Annotated in this window: 23 protein-coding genes and 1 tRNA gene; 15 read left to right on the top strand and 9 right to left on the bottom strand. The window is 61.2% G+C overall.

Features of this window, described 5'->3' with window-relative positions; translation table 11 throughout:
* Positions 1 to 66 precede the first annotated feature (66 nt).
* A complete protein-coding gene (locus NO978_RS03190; protein ID WP_257298077.1) occupies positions 67 to 1,062 on the top strand; it encodes a radical SAM protein in 996 nt (331 codons plus the stop codon).
* A 137-nt stretch (positions 1,063 to 1,199) separates the two neighbouring features.
* Here the strand turns inward: NO978_RS03190 and NO978_RS03185 are convergent, their stop codons facing one another.
* Complete coding sequence (locus tag NO978_RS03185) at positions 1,200 to 2,912, bottom strand: PQQ-binding-like beta-propeller repeat protein (RefSeq protein ID WP_257298076.1); 1,713 nt, start codon at positions 2,910 to 2,912, stop codon at positions 1,200 to 1,202.
* Between the two features lie 111 nt (positions 2,913 to 3,023).
* Between NO978_RS03185 and NO978_RS03180 the strand changes: the two genes are divergently transcribed.
* Positions 3,024 to 3,284, top strand: coding sequence for a hypothetical protein (locus NO978_RS03180; RefSeq protein ID WP_257298075.1), 261 nt, complete (start codon positions 3,024 to 3,026; stop codon positions 3,282 to 3,284).
* An 8-nt stretch (positions 3,285 to 3,292) separates the two neighbouring features.
* Here NO978_RS03180 and NO978_RS03175 read toward each other — a convergent pair whose 3' ends face one another.
* Entirely contained in the window at positions 3,293 to 3,973 is a 681-nt protein-coding gene (locus NO978_RS03175; RefSeq protein ID WP_257298074.1) for a hypothetical protein, read from the bottom strand.
* 60 nt (positions 3,974 to 4,033) lie between these two features.
* Complete coding sequence (locus NO978_RS03170; RefSeq protein ID WP_257298073.1) at positions 4,034 to 5,530, bottom strand: hypothetical protein; 1,497 nt, start codon at positions 5,528 to 5,530, stop codon at positions 4,034 to 4,036.
* Positions 5,531 to 5,799: 269 nt separating this feature from the next.
* On the opposite strand from NO978_RS03170, the gene NO978_RS03165 reads away from it, so the two are divergent.
* The 4 genes from NO978_RS03165 to NO978_RS03150 all read left to right on the top strand — a co-directional run bounded on the left by NO978_RS03165 (position 5,800) and on the right by NO978_RS03150 (position 7,963).
* Positions 5,800 to 6,285, top strand: a complete 486-nt coding sequence (locus NO978_RS03165; RefSeq protein WP_257298072.1) for a TRAM domain-containing protein — start codon at positions 5,800 to 5,802, stop codon at positions 6,283 to 6,285.
* Between the two features lie 159 nt (positions 6,286 to 6,444).
* The gene (locus tag NO978_RS03160) at positions 6,445 to 6,696 is read left to right on the top strand and encodes an AbrB/MazE/SpoVT family DNA-binding domain-containing protein (RefSeq protein WP_257298071.1); all 252 of its coding nucleotides are present in this window, start codon (positions 6,445 to 6,447) and stop codon (positions 6,694 to 6,696) included.
* Positions 6,697 to 7,131 carry a PIN domain-containing protein gene (locus NO978_RS03155; RefSeq protein ID WP_257298070.1) on the top strand — a complete coding sequence of 145 codons (435 nt, stop codon included), beginning with the start codon at positions 6,697 to 6,699 and terminating at the stop codon, positions 7,129 to 7,131.
* 49 nt (positions 7,132 to 7,180) lie between these two features.
* A complete protein-coding gene (locus NO978_RS03150; protein ID WP_257298069.1) occupies positions 7,181 to 7,963 on the top strand; it encodes an SDR family oxidoreductase in 783 nt (260 codons plus the stop codon).
* Between the two features lie 47 nt (positions 7,964 to 8,010).
* Here NO978_RS03150 and NO978_RS03145 read toward each other — a convergent pair whose 3' ends face one another.
* Complete coding sequence (locus tag NO978_RS03145; RefSeq protein ID WP_257298068.1) at positions 8,011 to 9,435, bottom strand: hypothetical protein; 1,425 nt, start codon at positions 9,433 to 9,435, stop codon at positions 8,011 to 8,013.
* Between the two features lie 117 nt (positions 9,436 to 9,552).
* On the opposite strand from NO978_RS03145, the gene NO978_RS03140 reads away from it, so the two are divergent.
* Both NO978_RS03140 and NO978_RS03135 read left to right on the top strand, forming a co-directional pair.
* Complete coding sequence (locus NO978_RS03140; protein WP_257298067.1) at positions 9,553 to 9,750, top strand: hypothetical protein; 198 nt, start codon at positions 9,553 to 9,555, stop codon at positions 9,748 to 9,750.
* 104 nt (positions 9,751 to 9,854) lie between these two features.
* Positions 9,855 to 10,190 (top strand): PIN domain-containing protein, encoded by a 336-nt coding sequence (locus NO978_RS03135; RefSeq protein WP_257298066.1) that lies wholly within the window; start codon positions 9,855 to 9,857, stop codon positions 10,188 to 10,190.
* A gap of 3 nt (positions 10,191 to 10,193) precedes the next feature.
* On the opposite strand, the gene NO978_RS03130 is transcribed toward NO978_RS03135, so the two are convergent.
* Entirely contained in the window at positions 10,194 to 11,222 is a 1,029-nt protein-coding gene (locus NO978_RS03130) for a sugar phosphate nucleotidyltransferase (RefSeq protein WP_257298065.1), read from the bottom strand.
* A complete protein-coding gene (locus NO978_RS03125; protein WP_257298064.1) occupies positions 11,216 to 11,578 on the bottom strand; it encodes a hypothetical protein in 363 nt (120 codons plus the stop codon). The genes NO978_RS03130 and NO978_RS03125 overlap by 7 nt, the downstream gene beginning before the upstream one ends.
* 186 nt (positions 11,579 to 11,764) lie before the next feature.
* Here NO978_RS03125 and NO978_RS03120 point away from each other — a divergent pair, with 186 nt between their 5' ends.
* The 3 genes from NO978_RS03120 (at position 11,765) to NO978_RS03110 (ending at position 13,789) form a co-directional block, all read left to right on the top strand.
* Positions 11,765 to 12,694 carry a replication factor A gene (locus NO978_RS03120; protein ID WP_257298063.1) on the top strand — a complete coding sequence of 310 codons (930 nt, stop codon included), beginning with the start codon at positions 11,765 to 11,767 and terminating at the stop codon, positions 12,692 to 12,694.
* Position 12,695: 1 nt separating this feature from the next.
* The gene (locus NO978_RS03115) at positions 12,696 to 13,295 is read left to right on the top strand and encodes an RPA family protein (RefSeq protein WP_257298062.1); all 600 of its coding nucleotides are present in this window, start codon (positions 12,696 to 12,698) and stop codon (positions 13,293 to 13,295) included.
* An 80-nt stretch (positions 13,296 to 13,375) separates the two neighbouring features.
* Entirely contained in the window at positions 13,376 to 13,789 is a 414-nt protein-coding gene (locus tag NO978_RS03110; RefSeq protein ID WP_257298061.1) for a ribbon-helix-helix protein, CopG family, read from the top strand.
* Here the strand turns inward: NO978_RS03110 and NO978_RS03105 are convergent.
* Positions 13,786 to 14,244, bottom strand: a complete 459-nt coding sequence (locus tag NO978_RS03105; RefSeq protein ID WP_257298060.1) for a DUF5814 domain-containing protein — start codon at positions 14,242 to 14,244, stop codon at positions 13,786 to 13,788. The genes NO978_RS03110 and NO978_RS03105 overlap by 4 nt on opposite strands.
* A 123-nt stretch (positions 14,245 to 14,367) precedes the next feature.
* On the opposite strand from NO978_RS03105, the gene NO978_RS03100 reads away from it, so the two are divergent.
* The 4 genes from NO978_RS03100 (at position 14,368) to NO978_RS03085 (ending at position 19,540) form a co-directional block, all read left to right on the top strand.
* Positions 14,368 to 14,440: transfer RNA gene (locus NO978_RS03100), tRNA-His, on the top strand.
* Between the two features lie 1,296 nt (positions 14,441 to 15,736).
* The gene (locus NO978_RS03095; protein ID WP_257298059.1) at positions 15,737 to 16,354 is read left to right on the top strand and encodes a hypothetical protein; all 618 of its coding nucleotides are present in this window, start codon (positions 15,737 to 15,739) and stop codon (positions 16,352 to 16,354) included.
* A gap of 161 nt (positions 16,355 to 16,515) precedes the next feature.
* Positions 16,516 to 18,321 (top strand): hypothetical protein, encoded by a 1,806-nt coding sequence (locus tag NO978_RS03090; protein WP_257298058.1) that lies wholly within the window; start codon positions 16,516 to 16,518, stop codon positions 18,319 to 18,321.
* A 601-nt stretch (positions 18,322 to 18,922) separates the two neighbouring features.
* Complete coding sequence (locus NO978_RS03085; protein WP_257298057.1) at positions 18,923 to 19,540, top strand: hypothetical protein; 618 nt, start codon at positions 18,923 to 18,925, stop codon at positions 19,538 to 19,540.
* On the opposite strand, the gene NO978_RS03080 is transcribed toward NO978_RS03085, so the two are convergent.
* Positions 19,529 to 23,074 (bottom strand): helicase-related protein, encoded by a 3,546-nt coding sequence (locus NO978_RS03080; RefSeq protein WP_257298056.1) that lies wholly within the window; start codon positions 23,072 to 23,074, stop codon positions 19,529 to 19,531. The genes NO978_RS03085 and NO978_RS03080 overlap by 12 nt on opposite strands.
* Before the next feature lie 90 nt (positions 23,075 to 23,164).
* On the bottom strand, positions 23,165 to 25,168 hold the full coding sequence (locus NO978_RS03075) for a DUF1156 domain-containing protein (protein ID WP_257298055.1): 2,004 nt from the start codon (positions 25,166 to 25,168) through the stop codon (positions 23,165 to 23,167).
* Positions 25,169 to 25,292 lie beyond the last annotated feature (124 nt).

Here is a 25,292-nt window from a genome sequence, read left to right as displayed (position 1 = left end):
GGGTGCGGGCCCTCGACCGCGTTTCGCACGCTTTTTCCCGCTCGGGGTAGTGGAACAGTACAACGAATGATATCGAAGGGCTGTGAACAGTGCGCCGAGGGGGGCAAGATGGTCATGTTCGTCTACGGCTACTGCGACCAGCGCGACTGTTTCTACTGCCCGCTCGGCGAGAACCGCAAGAACGTCACCGACGTCTACGCGAACGAGCGCCTCGTCGAGTCCGACGAGGACGTCATCACCGAGGCGAAGCGGATGGACGCGCTGGGCACCTCCATCACGGGCGGCGAGCCCCAGGAAGCGATGGACCGGACGTGTCACTACCTCTCGCTGCTCAAAGACGAGTTCGGCGAGGACCACCACACGCACCTCTACACCGGCATCACGGGCGGCCGAGAGAACATGCGCCGCCTGAGCGAGGCCGGACTGGACGAGATCCGCTTCCACCCGCCACTGGAGCTCTGGGGCGACATGCACGGGACCGAGTGGGAAGAGATCCTCCACATCGCCCGCGAGGAGGGCCTCACTCCGGCGTTCGAGATTCCGGGCATCCGGCCCGAGGAGGAGTTCCTGGAGTTCCTCGACGAGGGCGCAGCCGACTTCTGTAACGTCAACGAGTTCGAGATGAGCGACGGGAACTACCGCCGGATGCAGGAGGAGGGCTTCGAGCTGAAGGAGGACCACATGAGCGCGGTCGACGGCTCGCGCGAGGCCATCCTCGACGTGATGGGCGACCACGACAAGGTCTACTTCTGCACGAGCGTCTTCAAGGACGCCGCCCAGCACCGTCGCCGCCTCAAACGGATGGCCCGGAACGTCCGCCGCGAGTTCGACGACGTGACCGACGACGGCACGCTCGTCTACGGCAAGACCTACGCCGACCCCGTGGAGTTCGAGGCACTCGGCGTCCCCGAGGAGTTCTACACCGTCAAGTCGGACCACGTCGAGGTCGCCTGGTGGCTGCTCGAGGAGATGATACAGGACGGCGACGTGGAGGACGGCGAGATCGTCGAGCAGTACCCGACGTACGACGGACAGGTCGTCGAGCGGACGCCGCTGGCCTGAACTGGGAGCCCGCGACCCGGACGCCGGGACGAGCCTTTTACCCAGCTTTTTCGAGGAAGTGGTCGTGAGCCGCAGCGAGCACCTGTGTGGCCCATTCTTTCGAGGATGACGAGACGGCAGTGGCGACGGAACACCCACTACTGGACGGGGTCACCGCACGCGGGGCAGAACGCCTCGTCGCCGGTGAGCCTGGACCCGCACGACGGACAGTGTATCGAAAGTCCCGCCCCACAGTGCTGACAGAACCGGGCGTTCGGGTCGTTCTGCCCACCGCAATCGGGGCACGCGGGCGGCCCGCCGACTGGCGCTGGGTCTTCCTCGGCGACCCGCGTCCGAGTCTCCGTTCGGCTCGCTGCCCCCGGGGAATCACCGTGGACCGGCCGGTCGCCGCCGCTGCCGTCACCGGGGTCGGGACCGTCGTCGACGGACCGGCGGCGGACTGCCCACGCCGCGCCGCCGAGTCCGACCAGCCCGAGGGCTGCTGGCGCGAGCCAGAGGACGTTCGGACCACCACCCGACCCGACAGCGTCGACGCCCCGGTCAGTCGGCCCGGGCCCGCCGTCGCCCGACTGGACTGTCGTTGGAACCGCCGTCGCGGTTTCCGTCTCCACACTCGTCGGCTCGGCACCGGCCCAGCTGTGGTGGTGCCCCACGGTCCCGAGCGCGACACGTGACCCACGACTGTGCCCGCCCGCCGAATCTGGGGCGACCGTCGGGGCGGTCCAAATCTCCGAACCCGTGTCGTACGTCCACTCGATGCCTCCGCTTCCCGCGTCGACTGCGTACAGTCGCCCGTCCGTCGCGCCGACGTAGACCGTCCCACGGAACACCGTCGGGGTGGAGAAGTTGTCGGCCGATGTTTCGAACTCCCATTCGGCTTCGCCGGTCGTCGTGTCCACCGCGTACTGGTCGACGTAGGCGACGCCGTCGACGACGGTCGGTGCGGCGTCCGACGGTCCGGGGAGCTCCGAGAACGTCCACCGCTTGCTGCCGGTCGCGGCTTCGAGCGCGTGCAGGTTCGTCCCCCAGCTCCGTGCGTAGACGGTGTCGTCGACGACAACCGGTGCTCCGCCGAATCCATCGTTCCCGGGTTCGTCGAAGCGCCAGCGCTCCTCACCCGAGGCCGCGTCGATGGCGTACAGGCTGTAGTCCAGCGAGGCCGCGTAGACCGTCCCATCGGCCGCGACGGGCGAGGCGTCGACGGGCTCCTGCGGTTCGTCGAACACCCAGCGTTCGTCACCGGACTGTGCGTCGAGGGCGTGGACCGTGCTGGGATACCAGCTGTCCGACGTGGAGTGGTGGGTTCCGAAGTACACCGTTTGGTCGACGACGTTCGGTGCCGAGTAAATCGGCGACAAATGTTCCATACTGGTCGTGTACGCCCACTGCTGTTCGCCCGTCGCCGCATCGAGTGCGTACAGCGACTCGTCCCTCGTTCCGACGTACACCGAGCCGTAGACGACCGTCGGTGAGGTCACCCTGCCGGAGGCCTGGTTGAACGTCCAGTAGGTCTCGCCAGTTGCGGCGTCCAGTGCGTGTACCGAACCGTTCCCGGAGCCGACGTAAACCGTTCCGTCGACGACCGTCGGCGCTGTTTCGGCGGCACCCTCGACCGCCCAGAGACGTTCGCCTGTGCCTGCCCCGACTGCGTGCAACGTCCCGTCTTTGGACCCGACGAAGACGAGCGCCCGTTCCTGTGTGCGGGCACCGTCCCGGAGCCCGACTTCGGGGTCCGCTCCCGCCTTCGCTCGCCCGTCGCTGTACCCCGCCCCACTCGCGACGAGTGCGCCGACCGCGCTGGTCGTCGTCGCTCGTGTCAAGAAGTGTCGTCTGGTGGAACGTTTCCCCATGTCTCCCGACTGACACGGTGGCTTTTAATAACGCTGATGGGCGTCTGGCAAAATAATAACGGCGGAAATGTCACCAAACTATTATCAGCTGCCGGTGCGAAACCGTGACTGATGAACAGAGCCCTCCTCTATCACGGTTCGCTCGTCGTCTGCGGGTTCGTCCTCGCCGCCGTCAGCGTGCCCTCGCTCGTCGCCGGCGAGTTCAGCGTCAGCGGCGTGCTGATGGCGGTCGGTGGCGGCGGGATGGTTCTCGCGAGCGCCTACGAGCAACTGACGAACGACGACCCGGCCGTCCCGGAGACGCCGGGACTGGTGTTGATGGCCGTCTTCGCAGCCATCGCGCTGGTTGCGTGGGGTATCAGCCTGCTGTAGCCCGCCCGCTACCAGCGCGACGGTTTCGAGAGGAACCGCGCACCCACAGCGCCGCCGAAGCCGACCGTGAGCGCGGTCGCCAGCGTGACCGACGGCGAGTGTCCCAGGGAGACGCTCGCACCGACCAGCGCGGCGGCGACGAGCGCGGTCCCGCCGAAGACGAGCGTCGCCGATAGCAGCGGGGCGCCGGCGCGGTCGTGGACGGCGACGCCGCCGAGGAAGGCTGCGAGAGCGACCGGGGCGGCGAGGTACGGCTGCTCCACGAGCAGGCCGACCGTGACCACGCCGACGCCGACGACCGTCCCGCCGGCGAGGCTCGCCCGTGCTGGCGGGAGCGAGTCGCCGTACTTCAGTGCGTAGCCCGCCGGCGGGAGTGCGACGGCGGTGCCGGCGAACAGACCGAACAGCGCCCGACCGCCGAGCGCACCGGCGACGACCGGGACGAGCGCGAGCAGGCCACCGACGACGGCGACCGGTTCGGGCGGGAACGTCCCCGCGGGGTCGTCGTCGAAGTACACCGCCCAGGCGGCGAAGGGGTAACAGAGAGCAGCGGCGACGAGCACGACCGGGAGGATGCCGGCGGGCTCGCGGAGCAGCCGGTCGCCCTCCACGAGGAGGACGAACGCGAGCCAGCCGGACGCGAACAGCACGCCGACGACGATAGCCATCTCGGGGACGCGCCGTGACATACCTGCTGCTCGGGGTGCGAGGGGTGAAACGGTTGCGTTCGGGGCGGTCCCTCGCCGCGGCTACTCGCGCAGGACGACCAGGCCGAACGCCACGCTCGCGAACGCCGCGAGCAGTACGAGCGCCCCAGCGACGGGGCGCTCGACCCCCAGTGCGGTGACGGTAGTCGTTTCGGCGGGCGAGGCCGCTGCCGGGTCAACGGCGTCGATGCCGGCCCCCATGGCGTCGGCGTCGAGCGACGTCGGCCGCTCGTCCGGCATCGCCGACAGCCCGGGTGCGTCCGCGGGCACGCTCGGGACCGCATCGGTCCGGACGTACCGGTCGAGCCAGCTCTCCATCTCGGTCCCCGCGACGGCCTCGACGGCCGCCACGAAGTCGGCGTAGCTGACGGTGCCGTCGTGAGCGTTCAGCAGCCGCCACACGTCCACGATGCTCCGCTCGCCGTCGGTGGCCCGACGTATCTCGGCGTCGAGTGCGGCGACGACTCGCTCGCCCTTGTCGTACGGCACGTTCGCGGAGGCCCAGGTCGACCGGTCGGCGAGCGTCGCGTCGGCCCCGGCGTCGGTGGTGACGCGCTCGTGGAACCGGTCCTCGGGGAGTCGCCCCGCCCGCATCTCGACGACTGCGGCCTGGTACTCGGCCATGCCCTCCAGCAGCCAGCGCATCGACGGGCCGTCGTCGCCGTCTGCGAGCGTGAACGTCTGCCGGACGTGGACGAGTTCGTGGGCGAACACCGCCGTGGAGCCGTGCGCCCAGAGCTCGCGGTCGGGACCCCGGCGAACCGTCGCCAGCCCACCCGAGCGGATGGCCGCCGGTGGCAGGACGACGGTGGTGACCTCGCCGCGGTCGCCGACCGGGAAGGAGTCGTCGGCGCTCGCGAGCAGGTCCACCACCTCGTCGGCCGGGCGTGCGCCGTCGGCCCGGTCGGGCCTGACGACGCGGTAGGTGTGCCCATCGCGGCGTTCCTCGGCGACGGTGACCGCCCCGGTCACGGCCACGTCGTCACCGGCCCACCCGTCGACGCCGTCGGCGAGCGCGAGAGTGCGGCTGTTCCCCGGGTTCTCGCCGTAGTACCACCAGTCGAGGGTCGCGAGGTCGACGGCATCCTCGTAGAGGAACGACCACTCCGCGGTCGAGATGGACTCCAGCCCGCCGTTGGCGAAGCGCGTGGCGTCGACGACGTACGTGATCGACGCGTTCCCCTGCCGGTCCCAGCGGTAGTCGTAGCCGTCCTCGGCGGCGTCGAAGCCCGTGACGGACTCGACGCTCGCGCCGTCCGGGACGGCGATAGCGACCCGTGAGACCGACTCCGAGAGCCGGAACTGGGCGCTCACGCGAACGCGTCCGTCGGCCGCGTCGACCGGCGACAGCTCGTACCGGACGACCATACCGGCGTCGGACGCTCCCCCAACCCCCGACCGTTGCTGCGTCGGCGATGCCTCGTCCAGACGCGGCGTGGCCGCGCCCGCCTCGACCACCGTGGCCCCAACCAGCGGCGTCGCGACGAGTAGCAGGACGAGCACCGCCGCCACAGACTGTGGCGGGCGGGCAGTTGTCATCTGGTGTCCGCAATCCGTCTGTACCGGATTCGAGGCAGGGGCCACTGTTAACGATTCGGGCCGTAGAGCACCGCTATCAGACATTTTTGCAGCAACCGAGGGTCGATATCAACCAGCGCTGGGGGCGAACTGGGAGCAGCGCGAACGCGGAGGGGTCGAGAGTGGTCCCGCCGGCGCGTTGGCGGGCGACGGTCCGCCACATTGGCGGGTCCTGCCGGCCAGTCCCCCGATGCGCAAGCGTTTAGACCCGCGCCCCGCTACACGAGTCCATGCCGGACTGTCCACTCGCAGACGACTGCCCCAGCTTTCAGGAGCGGATCTCGGGGATGGGCTGTAACCACTACGGCGACCGTGGTGGCATGGAGTGGTGTGGTCACTACGACCAGCCCATCTCGGACCTGAAGACCCAGCCCGTCAAGCGCGGCGAGGAGATCGTCGTCGAGGTCACCGACATCCACGAATCCGGTGCCGGCGTCGGCCGGACCGAGGACGGCTTCATCGTCATGGTCGACGGCGTCCTCCCCGAGGCCCGCGCGAAGGTGAAGATCACGAAGGTCCACAACAACCACGCCCGCGCCGACGAGGTCGAGCGCCTCCCGATGGAGGACGAGCTCGACGAGGAGGAGAGCGAGGGCGAGGAGAGCGACGCAGACGACAGCGAGGATGACGGTGACGGCGAGGACGAGGAGGAAGCGAGCAACCGGCCGCCAAAGCGCGAACGCCTCGGAAGCCGCGACAACTTCTGGGGCAACTGACGGCCGAACGAACCCCCGTCGAGGCACCTGGACAGTCCACCGACCGGCCTTCTTCGAGTTTCTGACCGCGTCTCCGCACCGTCCTATCGTTGGGCCGTTCCATCCAGCCTAGTGTGGCGCCACACTATTCTTTTCACGCTCCAGTGCCACCCTCCGAGTATGAGCAGCGACCACACCGACGCCGAGAGCAAAGTGTCGGGGAACCAGGCGAACATTCCGGCGCGGATTCGTCGCGAACTCGGCATCGACGACGGCGACCAGCTCCGCTGGCAGATCGAGGACGATGGGAGCGTCCGTGTCCGGGTCGTTCAACAGCGAACTGGCACCTTCGCCGAGTTCGACGGGTACGACGGCGACGACGAGACCGACGTGACGACCGAGCACGACGCCTGGGGCGTCGACGTCGAGTAGATGCCACGCGCACTGCTCGACACGTCGGTTCTCTTCGCCGCGGCCTATCGACGGGACAGTGCCCACGACGACGCGCTCCCCATCCTCCGTGGAATCGACGACGGGTCGCTCCCGGAAGGGGTGGTCCTCGACTACGTTCTCGCGGAGACGCTGAACGGGCTCACGACACACGCGGGACACGATGCAGCCGTCGACCTCCTCGACCGAATCGAGGAGAACACCCGCTTCCACATCGACTCCCTCAACGGCGACGCGCTGGCGACGGGAAAAGCACTGTTCCGTCAGCAGCAACCCCTCTCGTTCGTCGACGCGTGCCTCGTCGGGTACATGCGGACGGAGGGACTGGGATACCTCTACGCATTCGACGACGACTTCGACGCTGTCGACGAGATGTATCGACTCGACACCGCGACCGACCCCTACGACCCGAACTGAACATTCCGCCGTCCCCAACCCTTAGTCCTCGGCCCCCGTCGTCACGTCCATGGACCTGCATCTCGACGGCGACACCGCACTGGTCACGGCGAGTTCGGCCGGCCTCGGGAACGCGAGCGCGAGGGCGCTGGCCCGCGAGGGCGCGAACGTCACCATCTGCGGTCGGGACGCCGACCGACTCGCCGACGCCGAGGCCGCGTTCGAGGGGCTCGACGGCGACGTGCTCGCACTGGAGGCCGACATCACCGACCCGAAGGACATCTCGGCCATCGTGGAGGCGACGGTCGAGGAGTTCGGCGCGCTGGACCACGTCGTCACCTCGGCCGGCGGGCCGCGCTCGGGACCGTTCCTCGACATGACGGACCAGGACTTCTACGAGGCGTACGACCTGCTCGTGATGAGCGCCGTCTGGACCGTCAAGGAGGCGTACCCGCACCTCGAGGCGAGCGACGCCGGCAGCTGGACCGCCATCACCTCCACGAGCGTGCAGGAGGCAATCGACGGGCTGGTGCTCTCGAACGGCGTTCGCCGGGCGGTCGTCGGCATCGCGAAGACCGTGGCCCGCGAATGGGCTCCGGACGTGCGGGCGAACGTCGTCCTCCCAGCCGCCCACGAGACCAGCCGAATCGAGGAGCTGGTCGAGCAGAGCCTCGACCGCGGCGAGTACGACAGCTACGAGGAAGGGCTCGACGACTGGGCCGACGGCATCCCGATGGGGCGCATCGGCGATCCCGGCGAACTCGGCGACGTGGTCGCGTTCCTCGCTTCGGACCGGGCGAGCTTCGTGAACGGGGCGTCGGTGCCGGTGGACGGCGGGCGGCTGCGGAGCTAGAGGGTGAGAATCACAGCCGTGTAGCGGTTCGGGGCCTCGCGACGTGCTCAGGTTTCGATATGTTCGCCGAAGTCGTCGTACTGGCCGCGCTGGTCTCTCCAGATACGGTCGAGGAGGTTTGCTGATTCGACTTTGGCGACATTCGGGCTTTCAACAGTTCCATACATAACGTAGTTTTCTCCCTCTTTTCTTAGTTTACTGTATGTTTTGGCCTGGTTTTTGATTTCATTGAAGAGTTCGGCGTCATATTCGTCGTTTGTGTTCCAGTTTAGAAGCTTATCTGTTAAGCCGACAATATATTCTGTCGATATAGCTATTCCGGCTTCCACATTCGTCTTACTGTTATCAAAGTCTTCTTCGTCGTGGTAACCCCCCGTGATTCCGGCCAGTATATCAGCTGCGAACAGCTTACGCGTCTCAAAGTCTAGGCTGTCGTGGTGTCCTTCTACTGTATCTTCTCGGTGGTCGTCTGCGAACCGGAGCGGATGCCACCAGCTGTTGTACGCGTCATGGTCTTCGTTCAGATAGTTCGAATCTTCTACAAGGGGATGGTATTGAAGATCAAGGCCGTTTGATGTTGATTCAGCGGTTTCTGGACCTGATACTGTTTCTATGATTCGGAGTTCGTTGTTAGTTTGGTCGTATGCTAGTCCGTTTCCGTGTGTGCTTCTACTGGCCTCTGGCAGATCGAACGCCCAGAAATGAGACCCCAGTTCGGTATGGTTATCTAAGCTTTCTTGTAGTACGGCAGTGTATAGCTCATCTTCGGTTGATATTGGCCCAGAATCATTCCAGTTCTTTTGGAAGTTGAATAGATAGCGCTGTATCCAATCTAATGCTTCTCCAACGCTGTTTGAGTCGGAGAATTCTTGATAGCTGAAGTATCCGTAAGTATTTGATTCTCCTTCGGAATTAAGATAAGGTATACGTGGATTGTTTTTGGCTTCGTGCTCAATCGTTCCTGGTTCTGATTCTGTTCCGATTGATTCGACGAACTGCGAGCCTTCGTCGTGCTGGATGTTCTCGTAGTCGTTGTCGTGCCACCACTCCAGCGCGAGGAGGTCGACCTCCATGTTCCGCCAGTGGTCCTCGGCCGGCTCCGAGAACACCCCGGCCTCCGTCACGACATCCGTGCCGAACTCCTCCCGGTACTGGTCGAGTTGGTCGGTCGAGACCTCAGCCCGAACGCTCCGGTTCCGTCCCGGAATCAGGTGCAGTCGGTAGTTTCGCGGTCGCTCGGTCGTCGCCGTCGTTTCCTCCGTCGCGGTGGGCGTCGCGGTCTCCGATTGGGCGCTGGTCGCGGCCGTCGCCGTTCGTTCGCTGGTCCGCGCTGGTTCGTCTGACCCACCCGTACACCCGGCCAGCAGGCCGACACCACCTGCGCCCAGCGCACTCAGCGCGCGCCGTCGCGTCCACACGGCCTCGCCACCCGGGCACTCCTCGATAACGTCGGCAGAATCGTCCTCGCTCACTGGGAACTCCTCTCTCGGTCGCTTGTGATTACGAGTTGATATACCTACTCCCCGAACTCTCGGCCGCTGTCGCTGGGCCGGCGAAGGAATTTAAGAGGCGACGACCGACGTTGTGGCATGAGCGACACCGCGGACGACCCCGAGTTCGACGGGCGACGGCTCCTGGACAAGGCGAAGACGGGGGCGCTCCGGCGGCGGATGCGCGAGTTCCTCTCGGACCGCGACGAGGCCGACCTGAAGGAACTCCGCCGAGAGGTCAGTGAGGGTGAGGACCTGTCCGAGATCGTCCGGGCGGACCGCGACGAACGGCTGTAGCGGCCACGGAGGTTCTGTTCTTCGATACGTCGGCACTCGTCAAGCGGTACTACGAGGAACCTGGCACCGAGCTGGTCGACGACCTCGTCGAGGACGACCGCCGGGTGAGCATCACCCGCTCGCCGTCATCGAGACCATCTCGGCGTTCAGGCAGACACAATCCCGACCAGATATCGAAGTCCGACACCGACGACCTGCTCGCTGGGTTCTTCAGGGAGGCGCTGGACGACTTCGTCATCGTCCCGATGGAAGAGTCGATTCAGCAGTTCTCCTTCGACCTGATACTGGAGGACGACCTCCGCACCCTCGACAATCTCCAGCTCGCCGCCGCCCTCGCGCTGGATGGGGACGAGACGGACGTCGTGTTCGTCTCCGCCGATTCCGACCTGGTCGCAATCGCGAGCGACCGTGGATTGCAGACCGTCAATCCGGACGGGTGACCGTCAGAACAGGTTCTCATCCCGCAGTTCGCTCACGACCTCGCGCACCCGCTGTGCCTCCGCTTTCGGCACGACGAGCACCCGGTCGTCGAAGGCCGCGACGACGAGGTCGTCCACGCCGACGAGCGAGACGTGCTTTCCGTCGCTGGCGACGACGTTCCCCGACGCGTCGATACTGAGCCCATCGCCGAGCACCGCGTTCCCGTCCAGCTCCTCGACCCCCAGCCCCGCGTCGGTCAGCCGCTCCAGCGCGTCCCACGCGCCGAGGTCGTCCCAGTCGAACGTCGCCGGGACGACGTACGCCTCGTCGGTGCGTTCGAGCACGGCGTAGTCGACGCTGACGCTCTCGGCGCGGGCGAAGCCCTCGGCGGGGTCGTCGGCCGTCGCGATGGGTGCAAGCGGCGTGTTCCGACACTCACGGAGGAAGGCGTCGGGCGTCCACGCGAAGATACCGGCGTTCCAGAGGCAGCCCGCATCGACCAGCTCGCGAGCGGTCGCCTCGTCGGGTTTCTCCAGGAAGGACGCGACGCGGGCGACGCCGCCGGCGGGGTCGCCGCCGCCGCCCTCGAAGCCCCCGGCGGGCTCGATGTAGCCGTAGCCAGTCGCGGGACGCGTCGGCTCGACGCCCATCGTCACCAGCCCGTCCGTCTCGACCGCCACGTCGCAGGCGTGTTCCGCGACGGTCGCGAAATCGCCGTCGACGTGGTGATCACTCGGCACGCAGACGAGGACGGCGTCGTCGACCTGCTCCCTGATGCGGCGGGCAGCGTAGGCGAGTGCCGGTCCCGTATCTTTCCCCGCGGGTTCGACCAGCACGCCGGCGCGGGGGGCGTGCTCGCGGACCGCGTCGGCGTAGCGCTCGCCCGTGAGCACGTACGTCTCGTCGGCGAAGGCGACGCGGTCGACCGTGCGGGCGAGCAGCGAGCGGTCGCCGCCGAAGTCGAGGAACTGCTTCGGGCGGTCTGCCCTGCTGGCGGGGTAGAGCCGGGTGCCGGTGCCGCCGGCGAGTACCAGCGCGACCGTCGTCACCACGTCTCTATCACTCCCTCGCGGATGTCCTCCAGACAGCCCTGGCAGTCGCGGTTCTCGCCGTCGAAACACGGCGGGACGCCCTCCTCGGAGAGCATGACGGCGCGTTTGTCGGCGTGACGACGGCAGACGATCTTCGCCCGGCCGTGCTCGTCGGCCGGGAGCCGGTTCACCGTCCGGCCCGCGGTGAACTGCTCGCGGGACTCCTCGTGCTGCCGGCCGGCCGAGCGGATGGCCCGCCGGAGGTAGCCGCCGATGCCGGAGTCGTCGCTCACCGTGACCACCGCCAGGTGGCGGGCGTTCCGGCGCGGGGTCGACACGAGCCCGTTGACATGGACGACCGTAACGTGGCGGGCCACAAAGTCGCGTCGGTCGTCCACCTCCGCCCGCGTCGAACCGGCGTATTCCGACGGCTCCGGCCCGAATGTCCCGGTCTGGCGTCTCGACACCCGTTTCACTTTCACCGCGCTTGGCACAGTTTAAATACCATCGCGGCCCAACGTCGATACGTCTCCCACTGAACACACGCGGAGACAGAGCCAACCATGACCGATGTGCGACAGCACGCCGAAGACTTACACGAACAGTTCTCCGGACACGCGGACGTGTCCGTCGACGAAATCGAGGAGCGGCTGGAACGGCTGGTCGACGAGTTCAAGGTGCCGATGGACGAGGCAACGCGCAGCGTCCGGAGCCACTACGTCGACGAGACCGGTGTCGACCGCGACGAGCTCGCGGGCGGCTCCAGCCAGGCGGTCGAACTGGGCGACATCGACCAGGACGAGCAGTGGGTCGACCTGACGGTGAAGGTCACCCAGCTCTGGGAGCCCCGTTCCGATTCCATCGCCCAGGTCGGGCTGGTCGGCGACGAGTCCGGCACCAAGAAGTTCGTCTCCTTCACCACCTCCGAGCTACCCGAACTGGAGGAGGGCACGGTCTACCGCCTCTCGAACGTCGTCACCGACGAGTACGAGGGCCAGTACTCCGTGAAGCTCAACCGGACCACGACCATCGAGGAGCTCGACGAGGAGATCGAGGTCGGCGACGACGACGTGACCATCGAGGGCGCGCTCGTCGACATCCAGTCCGGCTCGGGCCTCATCAAGCGCTGTCCGGAGGAGGACTGCACGCGCGTCCTGCAGAACGGGCGCTGTGCGGAACACGGCGAGGTCGAGGGGACCTTCGACCTGCGCATCAAGGCGGTCGTCGACGACGGCGTCGACGCCCACGAGGTCATCTTCAACGAGGCCGCGACGGAGGACGTCGCGGAGATCTCGCTGGAGGAGGCCAAGGACATGGCCATGGACGCACTCGACACGACCGTCGTCGCCGAGGAGATCGCCGACGAGGTCATGGGAGTGTACTACCGCGTGACGGGCCCGACGTTCGGCCGCTACGTGCTGGCCGACTCCGTCGAGGAACTTACCGAGCGTCCGGACACCGAGGCGACGCTCATCCGAGCGAGGTCGATGTGACATGAGCCAGGCACCCACCCGCGAAGTCGCCAAGCGCGTCTTCGCACGCGAGTTCAACGACGCGACGTACACGTTCAAGGAGTCCGACGAGGAGCGCGCCCCGAACTTCGCGCTCCTGCCGACGGGCGACCGCGCGAACCGCGTGTTCGTCGTCGGCACGCTCACCGAGACCGAGGACATCGGCGACGACTCGGAGTACTGGCGCGGCCGCGTGGTCGACCCCACGGGCACGTTCTTCATCTACGCCGGGCAGTACCAGCCCGAGGCAGCGGCGTTCCTGCGGGACACGGAGCCGCCGGCGTACGTCTCGGTCGTCGGCAAGCCCCGGACGTTCGAGACCGACGACGGCAGCATCAACGTCTCGCTGCGGCCGGAGTCCATCACCGCCGTCGACGAGGGAACCCGGGACCGCTGGGTCGTCGAGACGGCCGACCGGACTCTCGACCGCATCGAGGCGTTCGACGACGACACCAACGAGTACGCCGCGATGGCGACCGAACGCTACGACGCGAGCCTGCTCGACAGCTACCGCGAGGAGGTCCTGACCGCGCTGGAGAGCCTCGACGGCGTCGCCGAGGACGAGCCGGAAGCGACGGCCTGAGCTGACGAACACCGTTTTTTCGAGGACCGCGTCTAGCGTCTGACGAACGTTCAAGTGGCTGTGTGACAGTTACGGGTAGCATGGGCAACAAGAACAAGACGGTCTCGTTCCGCGTCAACGAGGACGCGTTCGAGACGCTACAGGAGATCGCGGAGGAGCGAGACATCTCGCTGTCGGCGGTGTTCCGTGACTACGTCGACATGCTCGTCGCCCACGACGGGCAGGTCGCGGTGGTGCCCGAGCACGAAGCGCCGGAGGAGGCGTCGGTCGACGAGGCGTGGCCGCCGAAGGTCGAAGTACCGAAGAGCTTCGTCCGCGAGCACGAGCGGCTCGAACTCGAAGCCGAGCATCTGCGGGACCAGCTCGACGAGTACAAGCAGTACGTCACCTATCTCCGCGAGCGCGTCGACGACGAGAACGACGAGGAGGTCATCCACCTCGAGGACCTCGACGGGGCCGAGGACGAGGACGACGAACCGTACCAGCTCGGCTAACCCGACAGCGTCTCCTTCTCGCGTTTCGCCGCCTTCCGGGCGTCCTCGTCGCCGTCGACCCGGGCCAGTTCCTCCATCGCCTCCAGCGTACGGACCGAGTTGTCGAGGAACGAGAGGACGTCCCCCTCGTAGGCGTACACCATGTAGTCGTCACCCATCACGTCGACGATGGCCGACGGGCGAAGGCCCTGGGCGCGAAGTTCGAGGAGGTACCGCACGAACTTCTCCTCGGGGTGGCCACAGTACGGGCTGTTGTCGCAGCCGCAGTCCATGAAGTCCTTCGAGAAGTCGAGGATGCGCTCGCGCGTCGTCTCGTCGAGCTTCTCCAGCGCCTCACCACCGTTGAACAGCATGTCGAGCGTCGCGCCCTTGAACACGCCTTTCGGGATGTTCGTGTCGAGCTGCGAGCTCAGCTGCCGGTGGTTCTTGACGTAGATCTTGTCCGTGATGGCCACGCTTGGCCCACGATAGCGTCGTGACGGGCAAAAGCGTCGCGGTTCGGACCGTGACACCGCATGACGGAGCCTCAATCGAGTCGTAACGTATTTTAGTTCGACCCGGGTACGTTCTGGTGCGTGTCCGGGTTAGGGTAGTGGACTATCCTTCAGCCTTGTGGAGGCTGAGACGCGGGTTCGATTCTCGCACCCGGACCTAAGCTTCTACCTGCCGAATTCGGCACTTTAGATTTACCTCTCAGCCTTCTAAGGCTGAGACCCTGAATGTCCCGCCAAATTCGCTACGGCCTGTGTAATCCCTAATACAAATACCGGGTTATGGGGATGGGTAGAACCTGACCAATAGTGGTACATCCTTCTTTTCATGGTCTAGTTACGAGTATGGACTAAACTCTCGCTCTTATTTCTCGATGGACCCCTCCGCTTCGTATGGAGAGACAATGTCTCCTACAAAACGACGGAACAATCGTCCTCGTGAGCGGAGGTCACGAAGATAATCTCAAAGACGTAGTTACCGCTGCTCACAACGAGTGGAAGTGGCTCCGAACGAAGGAACGAGTAACTGCTTTCGCCGAACACCGATGAGCGACGAAGACAAAAACAAACGGGCTACAAGGATGCTCCGTGAAGACCGGGGGAAGCGCAAGCTCGTCGAGACGCAGTGTAACAACTGCGGCACTATGATATCCCCTGATGCGACTATCATACAATGCAGGTGGTGGGCGTACGACGGCCAAGGACCGCCGACTGGCTCAGGATTCGTCTCCTACTGTGACGAATGCTTACCCCCCGGTATACCGAGGCCATGAAAATGGCGTGCGCGATGTTCGAGACGGTCATTCACGGGTATATCGAGTACGTCGACGTTCTACTGACGCATCACTTCGATTGCAAACGGGTCGCTGACCGTCGAACTCAGCTTTGCCCGGATTGTGCGGTCGGATAATATCGTCGTCTAGGACTTGCAGTCGACTTAGACTGACTTCTCAACGTCTTCCGGATTTACAGCGATGGAAGTGCAGTCGTTCACGGATGGCACGAGCGCTCGTTTTGCGACCACACGATTGGCAAATATAGAATTCACCTTCTTCATGCAGATAGCGATGAGTACCATCTGTCAAAGTTGGAGGGTAGGACGGCATATCCTCCAGAACACAGGCAAACTGCTATGGTTTGTTCCCGGAAATAGGTAGGAAATAAAGTTCCTGATTCAAATACGTAGCCACCCTACTAGAGTCGAGCATCATGACCTTACGTGACGCGGCTTGGAATGCCACACTTGAACAGACCGTTCGCACAGGCAAATTCAAACTCACCGACCTCCCATTCAAGGAAAACGAACGTTCAACCGTTCGCCGCGTGTGCCGAGAGGCAGAGGCTTACGATTGGCTCCAGCGGTCCTCAGAAGGGAGTTCAATTTGGCGGGCAGGTCCGAAGGCAGAGATGTTGATGAATCTCAGTGAGGAGAAGCTTAGACTCGCGAGGGAGTGAAATGAAATCGAAGAAGCGAAGCCCGGAAGCCACTCTATCGATTCCTTCTCCCGGAAGACATGAGAATGAGCGGCTGAAGTATCTCGTTGCGAAACGCTATCTCTCGCTCGAAACAGTCACCTTTGAGTTCGAAGAGATTTCAACCACAGAATTCGCAGAGGCCCGTCGCAAAGTAGCAGAGGCTGCAATCATCACTCCTCTACATGCCGACCTGAAGGCAGTTGCAACATGGTTTCTACAACGGAAAGATTGTGAGGTAGTCACCTACGAGCAGAAGTACCCCGAGAGTGCGCGAATAGCAGATGTCGCGTGTGTTCCGAGAGGCCACTATGTCGAAGTTGGCAAAGTTGAGGATATCACACGAATCTACCAGATGCTCGGTCTGGATGTGATTAGTCGTGGCAGTGAGATTTCTTCGGTACTACGACGGCATCCTGAGTGCGATGACCCGACAAAGAGAGGGGGAGTCAGAGCGATACTTTCAGTCCCATTTCCCGTAGATGATGAATATCGCAGAGCGTGGGAAGTCGATGAGCTCGCGGTTCACACCTACACACTTGGAAATAGGCCGATTTCCACGCCCAATCGGAGACACCGTTGGTGGGCTGAAGAAGACTGAATTCCTTTGTCAACCATTTGGTCTGGCGTCACGGCTTTAGTCGGATGTACCATCTCCACAGGCTAGACCTTCCAGTCGGCAATTATTCGGTAAGGAAGGAGAATCGAGGCTCCAACTCGACTCTCCCGAATCGGCGTCGCCGCGGGTTGGTCTGGATAACCATGGAAAGGAACAACTCGAACCCGCATAAATCTAGCGAGAACACGCCTGAATCCCGCGAAAACCGCACCAATACCTCGACTGAACACGCCAATTACACACCTCGAACGCACGGCGTGGACGTATTTTTCCAGCTTCGGGACGAAAATCGTCTCTACGACGCTCTCGCTGACCTACAGTGTAAACTCTGCACCGAGGTCGGCTACAATGGTCGAAGCGACCACCCCCACCACGTCGGCGATATTTCTCCCTCATGGACACCCGACGACGACGAACACCACGTCGGCTTTTACTCCAGTTCGACAGGAATCGGCCACCTCAACAAGAACCGAGACTTCGTTGGCTACGACGACCAGCGACTCCGACTCTTTGAGGATATTAACGACGGGAAAGGTGCTACCACCGCCGCGAAGTGTACCCTCACGCTCGAACCCCGTGGGCCCCATCTTGTCAACAAGCAGAAAGACTCCTTTGGCTACCCGAAGGCCGTCGACGGTCATCGCTATGCCGGGACGTACATTAAAGCTCAAATCTCCTACGCACAAGACCTCGATGAAGTCCTCGACTGGATTAGCGAATACTTCCAACATCTCGACGACGAACTCGGTACGTCGTTAATGACCCATTGGGACCCCATCGCGGAGACTCTCTACTTCTCCGGCCTCGAACGCTACGTCCGCCACAACCTCGGGTCTATGGGTCGCATCATCCACACGGAAAGAAACACCTCCCGTCTCATTCACACTGGCAACGAAGGCGAAGAAGGAACCATCGAGGAAGACATTCGACACGGTGACCACTCCCTCTTCTCCGTCTCCTCGACTGAATTCGAGCACCTCGGATACACCATCGGGCCGCGACGCGACGGGAAACTCGCCGTCAAGAAGGACAAAATCAAGACCTACAGAGCGAAGAACGCGAACCGACACTCTGAGGCCAATTATCGTCACCACCCGAAGACAGAGACAAAGGCGGTGAAAGGTAAACTCCACGCGAGCGCATGGGGTGAAGTCATCGACCGGCTTGATTCCATCCTCCTCCACCACCTCGATATGGCCGCAATCGGTGAGGAGGACCTCGTCGCGGACGATTACTTCCGGCCCATCGACAAGAACGGAGAACCTGAGAACGACGAGACTTTCGAGTCCCGCGAGTATCACGCACCCACAGGTCGCATCGTCTCACTTCGGAAAGCGTGGGAGGGAGAAGACGCCCGACGCAAACTTGAAGGGTTCATCCTCCATTCAAACACCGAGTCGTACAAGGACATACTCAACATCCTCATGTTCGACCCCGAACATCAGGGGACCTCCGTCACCTACAAATATCTTCAAGAGAAGACCGGCCTCTCCTACAGCTCCGTTCAACGGAACGTTACAAAACTCACCGACGCCAGAATCCTCCACAAGATAAACGATGGCTGCATCTTCGTCCGGTGGGCCAGTCAAGCCGCCTTCGAGCGCGTCCGAGAATGGCTCCGCAACTTTTTCGACCCGAAGAGGGTTCTCAACGATATCAAAAAACGCGCGGAGTCCAAAGTCGCTGCCCGCGCCGGTGAAGACGACGAGTCCGAGGAAATTGAAGAGGAACCCGAGGAAGAAGTCGACGAAAATAACGACGACGAGTCCGAGGAAATTGAAGAGGAACCCGAAGAAGAAGTCGACGAAAATAACGACGACTTCATTGATATCTCCAGTAACGACATGCTTGAGGACGACGTTCGAGCCGGACTCGAAGAAGTTTTCGAAGAAGCCCGCAAGCGAATGGAGGCCGGCGAATGGGACGACTTTGGAACCGTCCAGCTATGACAGACGGTGGAATCGACTAGCGGCGGAACTCAGCTCGTGAACACCCCGGTATAGAGCTGTAGCTCACCCAATTCTATCGTCTTTATCTCGGTTTTTACTCATCGAGTTGGGGGTACATGGTAGATTTCTCAAATCGTACCATACTACTACACGCGTACTCTCTCTTCTTCTGTATGTAGATGTGCTGTCTCTCTCCCTCAGTTGTCCAGAAATACAGTAACTCTCGAATATGTGGTTTCGGGGGCATCGACGGTGTAACTGCCGGGAGAATTCGGCCATTTCAGTATTCGGACCGTTTCACTCAATTCCCTTCGCTTGCAATACCCCCTTAGTCGTTAAGCCGCTAACAAAGAATTCAGAACAGAACCCTGAGGTGCCCCGTTCTATGGGGGAGAAGCGTATTTCGACTGAGGATAATTCGAAGAATATCGGCGTTTAGGGAGCCACGTCGCCCGTTTAGAGGGGGTGTTGGCAATATGTTTAGATTGCGTTTGGTTTGCAAAATCGTCTTAGCCCGCACAACCTCTTGGAGTTGACTTACGAACCGTGGTCGTGGATATGGTTTTTGCGCACGCTATACAATGATACAGGTGAATCCGTAATGGCCGATATTTCTGCTTCAATCGACCAGCTCGAACGGCACTTCGTGGAGAGGCCAGCAAACTATCTCGTCGAAGCTGAGCTCGCGTTCGAGTTGAAGCAACTTCTCAACGACCAGCTCCAGCCCGCTCGTCTCACAGGAAGCCACGATTCAGGAGGTGCTCGTGGGGACACCCCAGACCATAGCGAGTACGCTGATGAAATCATCTCGACGGCAGATATCGACCGAGCACATTGCGAGGCGAGTGGCAGCAATTTCGGGCTTGGAAGCCAGCAAATGAAGCTTGACCTCGTACTTTTCGATGACGAAGTGAACCTCTCACTAGAGGGCGGGAGCAAGAAGTTCCGGGTCGAAGACCTCGTGACAGCGGTCGAGTTCAAGTACATCAAGAACGCGAAGTACCTCCGTGAGGGCTCCGAGCGATACAACCTGATTGCCGATGATATCGACCGGCTGGATAGCCTTCCTGCCCACGTCGACACGTACTGTCTCGTCTTCGCGAATTTCGACCTCGCCCGGCGTTCCGACACCCAAGAGGCTATGCAATCTCTCAAATCCAGAAGCGACCGGGTCGAAGTTCGCCATACACACCCCAAATCCGACGGTCTACTGGACTAATTCCTCGTACTTCTCCAGCCATTCGCTGACTTCCTGCCGGCCAGCTTCTTCATCGGGTAACGGTACATCGAGCGTTAGCCGGCGCTGGGCCTCTGTCGCATAGGTGGCGACACGAGCATCGGAAGCGGCAGATGATTCGGTCCAGACACGAGTACCGTTTTCGTCGAAGTCGCCTGCGACACGGACGACCTCGTCCTCAGTTGTCTCGTCAAGTTCCGCTAAGAGCTCTTTGAGGAGGTACTCGAACAACTCCTGCTGCGGGAGCGGAATCACGACCGAGGGATACCACTCCAACACCTCGGGGTCGAATGACACCAACACCTCATCGTCATCAGCATACATCGATTGCACCGTGTCATCCGGAGGGTTGCGGGAAATTGGCGGGTCTGCGCTCTCAGGGATACTCAGGCGATACAGCTTCTGATAGGGGGCGTCTTCGTCTTCCGTCAACTGACGGTCAAGCATCTTGAACGTCCAGCCCCTGTTTCTGAGAACCTGACTCTGAGTGAAGAGTCGCTTCACCACGTCCGGGTCCACGAGTGAGTCGAATGGCCTGTCGGGGTACCCGATACGGCCTACGTCGGGATGCGACGTGTTCCAGCCATAGAGCTTGGCTTCCTCGATAATGTCCTCTGGGCGGACCTCGTCGAGGTCCTGTGCTAAGCCGACCTGCCGGACCTTCTGCTCCGCCTCCTTCGAGTGCTCCTCCGCCTCGGTAGCCACATCCTCGCCAGATTTTCTCGACTCACCCATTGCGATATTTTGAACCTCGCCTTCCAGTCCTTCGAGGATGGGACGCAAGGGCCCGACCGCCTGCTCGAAGAGGTTGATACGCTCGCCAAGTCGCTCGTAGATGTCCTCTTCAACCGTCTCGTCGTAGATATAGTTCCAGATGAGCACTCTATCATTCATCTGACCGATGCGGTCAATCCGCCCAATCCTTTGCTCTACTACTTGAGGATTCCACGGCATCTCATAATTAATTAGTGAGCTACAACGCTGGAGGTTCAGTCCTTCACTCGCCGAGTCAGTACAAACGAGGATGGAGAGGTCTCCATCTGGGTCCGTGAATTCTCGCTTCACACGCTCCTTAGACACGTTTTTCCATTCCTGACCCTCCGGGTCGTAGATTTCACCACCGCTTCCCGAGTAGGTGCCTACGTCGCTGTGACTGAGGCAGACCTTCTCTTTGATAGCGTCGAGTGTATCCTTGTACTGTGTGAAGATGATGACCGTATCCCGAGCTCTTGCACTCAACTCCTTCAGGTCCTGCATCAACTGCTCCAACTTCGGGTCCTCTGGAACGTCGTAGAGTTGGGAGATGAAGTCCTCCAGCTCGCTCAGTTCGAACTCTCGAACTCGTTCCCCCGCGGAGCTGTTCGCCCCAATCTGGTCGACACGCAGCCCGTATTCACGCCGGAGCACCTCCTCCCGGTCGGTAATGGCCCCAGTCTGGAGGTCGCTCTCCGATACGTCCGACGCATCGGTCAGCCCAGAACGGAGGTTCTCACGTCGACGCTTGAGTGACTCCTCGATTGCGTGGAGACTGGAGGTGAGCCGCTGCCGATAGGTCGTCATCACGAACCCGAGAGCAGTCTTTTCCTTCCCCTCCAGCAGCTTCTTCGACTGGTCGTACACGTCGCTGATGTAGGTCTCAACACGGTCGTAGAGCGGCTCGGCGTCTCCCAGCTCGACGGACCGAGTCTCGATTTCGCGTCGTGGTATGTTCTCATCAAGGAGGTCTGCCTCCTTGCACATCCGGAGTGTCTGTCGTGTATTCCGGAAAACACGTGACTTGACGGGCGTCGTCTCGTCACCGAGGTCAAGGAGAAACCGAAGGGCCTCGACAGACAGGTTCGAGAACTTATCTTCCCAGTCGCGTGCGCCAAGCCTCCCAGTACCCAGCACCCGATTCAGCCGACGACGTTCGCTCAGCCCGAAGTCGCTATCGTCGACCCGTTCGCCGACCCACTCGGCAACGTCCTCGTGCTCCTGTACGAACGACTGAATCATCCCTGCCCACGTGCGGAGATGCGTGATGCCTTCGTACGGCTCGTAGTTCCACTTCGAGGCGAGGTCTGGGAGAATCTCCTCGACAGTCGCCGAACTGTCAGCATCGATTTCATCGAGTGCCTCCGCGAGGTCCTGTTGCATCTGAAAGTACGTGTCGAACGACTCGCGGTCGTTCCACCCGTCTGGGAGGTCGCAGAGACGCAGGAGGTCGAACAGCTCGGTGATTTCGAGCTGCATCGGCGTTGCCGTCAGCACGTAGTTACACAGCGTATCGTTCTGTAATTCCGTGAGTAGCTCGTAGAGGTTCGTTCCCTCGCGACCGTGGTGTGCCTCGTCGACGAGCGTCAGGTCCCACTCGAAGCTATCCTTCGGTGGGTCGCCGGGATGCTCCTCTTGCCAGTGGACCGACGGGGAGAACATCCCCATATTTCCCGAGCGCCGTGCAGTGTGCCACGAGGCGAGGATGACCGTTGGCTCGTCTCGGTCGGAGACGAACTCACCGATGTGCGAGTCTTCCCACGCGTCGATGGTCTCGTAGTCCGAAAGGGAATGTTCGATACCGTAGGCGTCGCGCAGGACGCGCTGTGCGCCACTATACTCGTAGGAGTAGGCGTTAATGTTGAACTTCTCCAAAAGCTCCTCTTGCCACTGTGGCTGGACCGTAGCCGGCACGAGCAACAGGGCGTCGGTCACCTCACCGATGGTGAGGAGTCGAGAGATGGTGAGTCCGGCCTCAATAGTCTTCCCGAGGCCGACCTCGTCACAGAACAGGAGGCTCTCGGGATAGATGCTCGCCGCCGTGTCGGCGATGACACGCTGGTGGGGCCACGGCTCAATCGAGCTGATGTCCTCGGCGATGTGCATCGCGCCGGGGAGGAGCCCACGCTCGTTGGCAATGCGGGTAACTGTCGCTTCAGTGGCCGGGGGCTCGCTCGACTTCTTCAGGCGCTCGACGTGCTCCTCGACCTCCTCATCGGACTCAGGCTGCCAGTCGAGGATATCCCGTTCGATGGCGTCGTCGATATCCGTGACCTCGACATCCTCGTGCTCCTCGTTCCAGAGCCGCTCGAAGGTCTTTACGTCCTCTGTAACGTACTCGTTCTCGACCTCGTCCCACGAGCGGTGGACTTTGAATCGCTCGTAGTTGCGGTACCACGCGTTGTACGTCTCGTTGATGCTGCCCTCGAACGTGATTCGGTTCCCGTCGGCGTCAGTCGCGATGCCGAGCTTAGGGTGGAAGATGCCCGAATCGGAGTTATTCCGGGGTTCTCCAATTTTGAGCTGGAGTCGCCCCTCGTCCAGCATCTGGGCGATGAGCGCGAGACGTGACTCGCCTTCCTCGGATAGGGGAGCGTAATCCGTGAGAACCGGTTTGTTTTCTTGACTCAGACGCTTCGAGGCAATTATTCTGATTTCGCCATCGGATTCGAATGCAGATTCGATGCCTTGTAGCGCGTCAGCGAGATTCTGGAGACTCAGGTAGCCGGCGAGGCGGTCATATTGGACTGCCTCAGAGAGCATCGGGCGATAAAAAGCACCCACTAAGGTTTGTCTACCTCCGAAGTCGCTCTCGTAAACCCGATTCCAATCCCAATCTCGAAATCCCATGTATTATTCGAAGTCCTGAAGCGTAGTACGCGGGCTCCCATTCTCATCCCTATCACTCAGAAAATCTGTATTGATTTCGAGTAATCCCCCCGTCTCGCCCGATGCAAGGTTGATTAAGAGTTCATGGTCTGGATGGGTCTGCGGCATAACCTGAAGTAGACTTTTGACTATTCGGGAGAACCACGACGAATTTTGGAGGTCACGGTCTTGGAGCCAGTTCCACGTGAAATCACCTCCCTTAGTTTGGAGCACATTTAGGGCTGCGTGAATTGCATCGATGTTATAATCGAACGTCTGGTCTCGTGGGTTCACCGGATACGCCCTCTTTCGTCTCTTCTCACCAGATTCAAGAGCGGTGTAGTCACGCACACGGTCAGACTGACCCTTGAGTAGCAGTGTATCCTTGCTCTGACCCCATATCTTGGTGTCTCTCTTCAGTTCATCAATCTCCACACCCACACCGAGACCAAGTTGTCTCGCTTCATCGTACGGTATACTGTCGCTTTCGTATACCAGCCAAGACAGGATATACCATTTCGTCAAGGAGTCTACACCGTCAAGTCCCTCCGACAATTCTCGTTCCACTAGAACTTCTGTCACTGCAGTTCTCGCCTCTGCGAGAGCTTGCTTCGGTCTCACCTCGTTATCCTTGTCATCCACCACCGGGAACTCCTGTGTGAACACCCGAAGAGTTGGCCCGAAGGCGCTGATTATCATGTCTGTCTTTGTGAGGTTGTGCTGAGAATCTAAGAGTTTCTCTGCTTCTTCTCTCGCAACTTGTTTCGTCTCCTGTTGAATATCTCGCCAGAGAGTTGGTACACGTTCTTCCGACTCTTTAGCAGGCTTCCTACAGGTCAACAGCAACGTGCTGTCGGCCGACGCGTCTTCCTGTACCCCAATTCTGCTCGGGATTTCACTAGTGATTGTATGGGTAGCTGATATAACGAACCCAGATTGAATGATAGACATAGTAAGAGAGTCCCATGCATCAATCTCCTTGTCCGTGAAGTAGATTGTTAGAGTGCCCCCCGGTTCCAGAACCCGGTACACCTCAGAGAATATCTCACTCATTTTCGCCTCGTAGCTGCGTCGTGCAACTATTGACGTAGACTCGCCTTCGCTTTCCTCTACTAATGCCGGATTCTCGACTGCTTCGTCTTGTTTATTGGTTTCCACGTCGCTGAATGTCGTCGGGAACGTGTCGCCAAGATACTCTCTCAGCCAGACGTAGAACGCATCAGATATTTCCGAATATACGATGTTATCTCCGTACGGGGGGTCAACAACTACACTCTGTACCGAGGAGTCTTCCGAAGGAAGGTCTGCGGCGTCACCCTGATATACTGTAGCAGGTTCATCGACGTGCTCGACGTATCCGACAGTCTCCTCGTAACTCTCAATGATATTCTTCGCTTCAGACTGATAGCTATAGGTTCCCACCATCTGATTGCTCTCTGCAAAATGCCACTTGAAGGAGAAGTTATTGTCCCCAAGCATATCGCTGGGTGACCCGTAGTCTGGTGACATCGGATTCAATCTTGAATTCCTACTCACCAACTTCACTGGGATGAAAGAGAGTAGGGTCATAATCAACTCAGCTTTCTCTTCCGTGTATTCGGACTGAATTGAGTCAGAAACTTCATCGAAAGCTTCTAGATAAGTTGCGTGAGTCAGAAGTTGACGTGGACTATAGACATCCCTCCATTGCTCAACTCCGTAAGGGACCGCCCGGTCATAATATCCTTCAAACCGCTCTGTCGACAATATAGTCGAGAGTCGGAGGTCTGAATCCACCTCTTCCCGTGCTTTCTCTACAGCGACGAGGTCCTCCTTTGTAGGCGAATGGTACTTGCTTCCCCCAATACTTTCCTCATATCGTACCCCGCAAACCTCGAACTCATATTCCCCATCCTTAAATATCTCTACAATATCCGACCTTTCAGTAACAACCTCACACTGCGGGCATTCTGCGTCTCCTCCACTGATAGTCCCTGAATTGGGGTCCATCCGTCTTTAGTTAAGCGAGAAAACGCGTGATAGCGGCGGCTTATCGAGGCATCTTTCGGAAGGAATGAGGAAGTCCAGTCTGTGCACGACAAGGACTCCTCATCTCGGATTATGCGTCGGCTCA

Source organism: Haloarchaeobius sp. FL176 (assembly GCF_024609245.1).
Lineage (GTDB): Archaea > Halobacteriota > Halobacteria > Halobacteriales > Natrialbaceae > Haloarchaeobius.
Note: the sequence above shows the minus strand (reverse complement) of the source record. Positions and strands in the feature narration are given on the sequence as shown.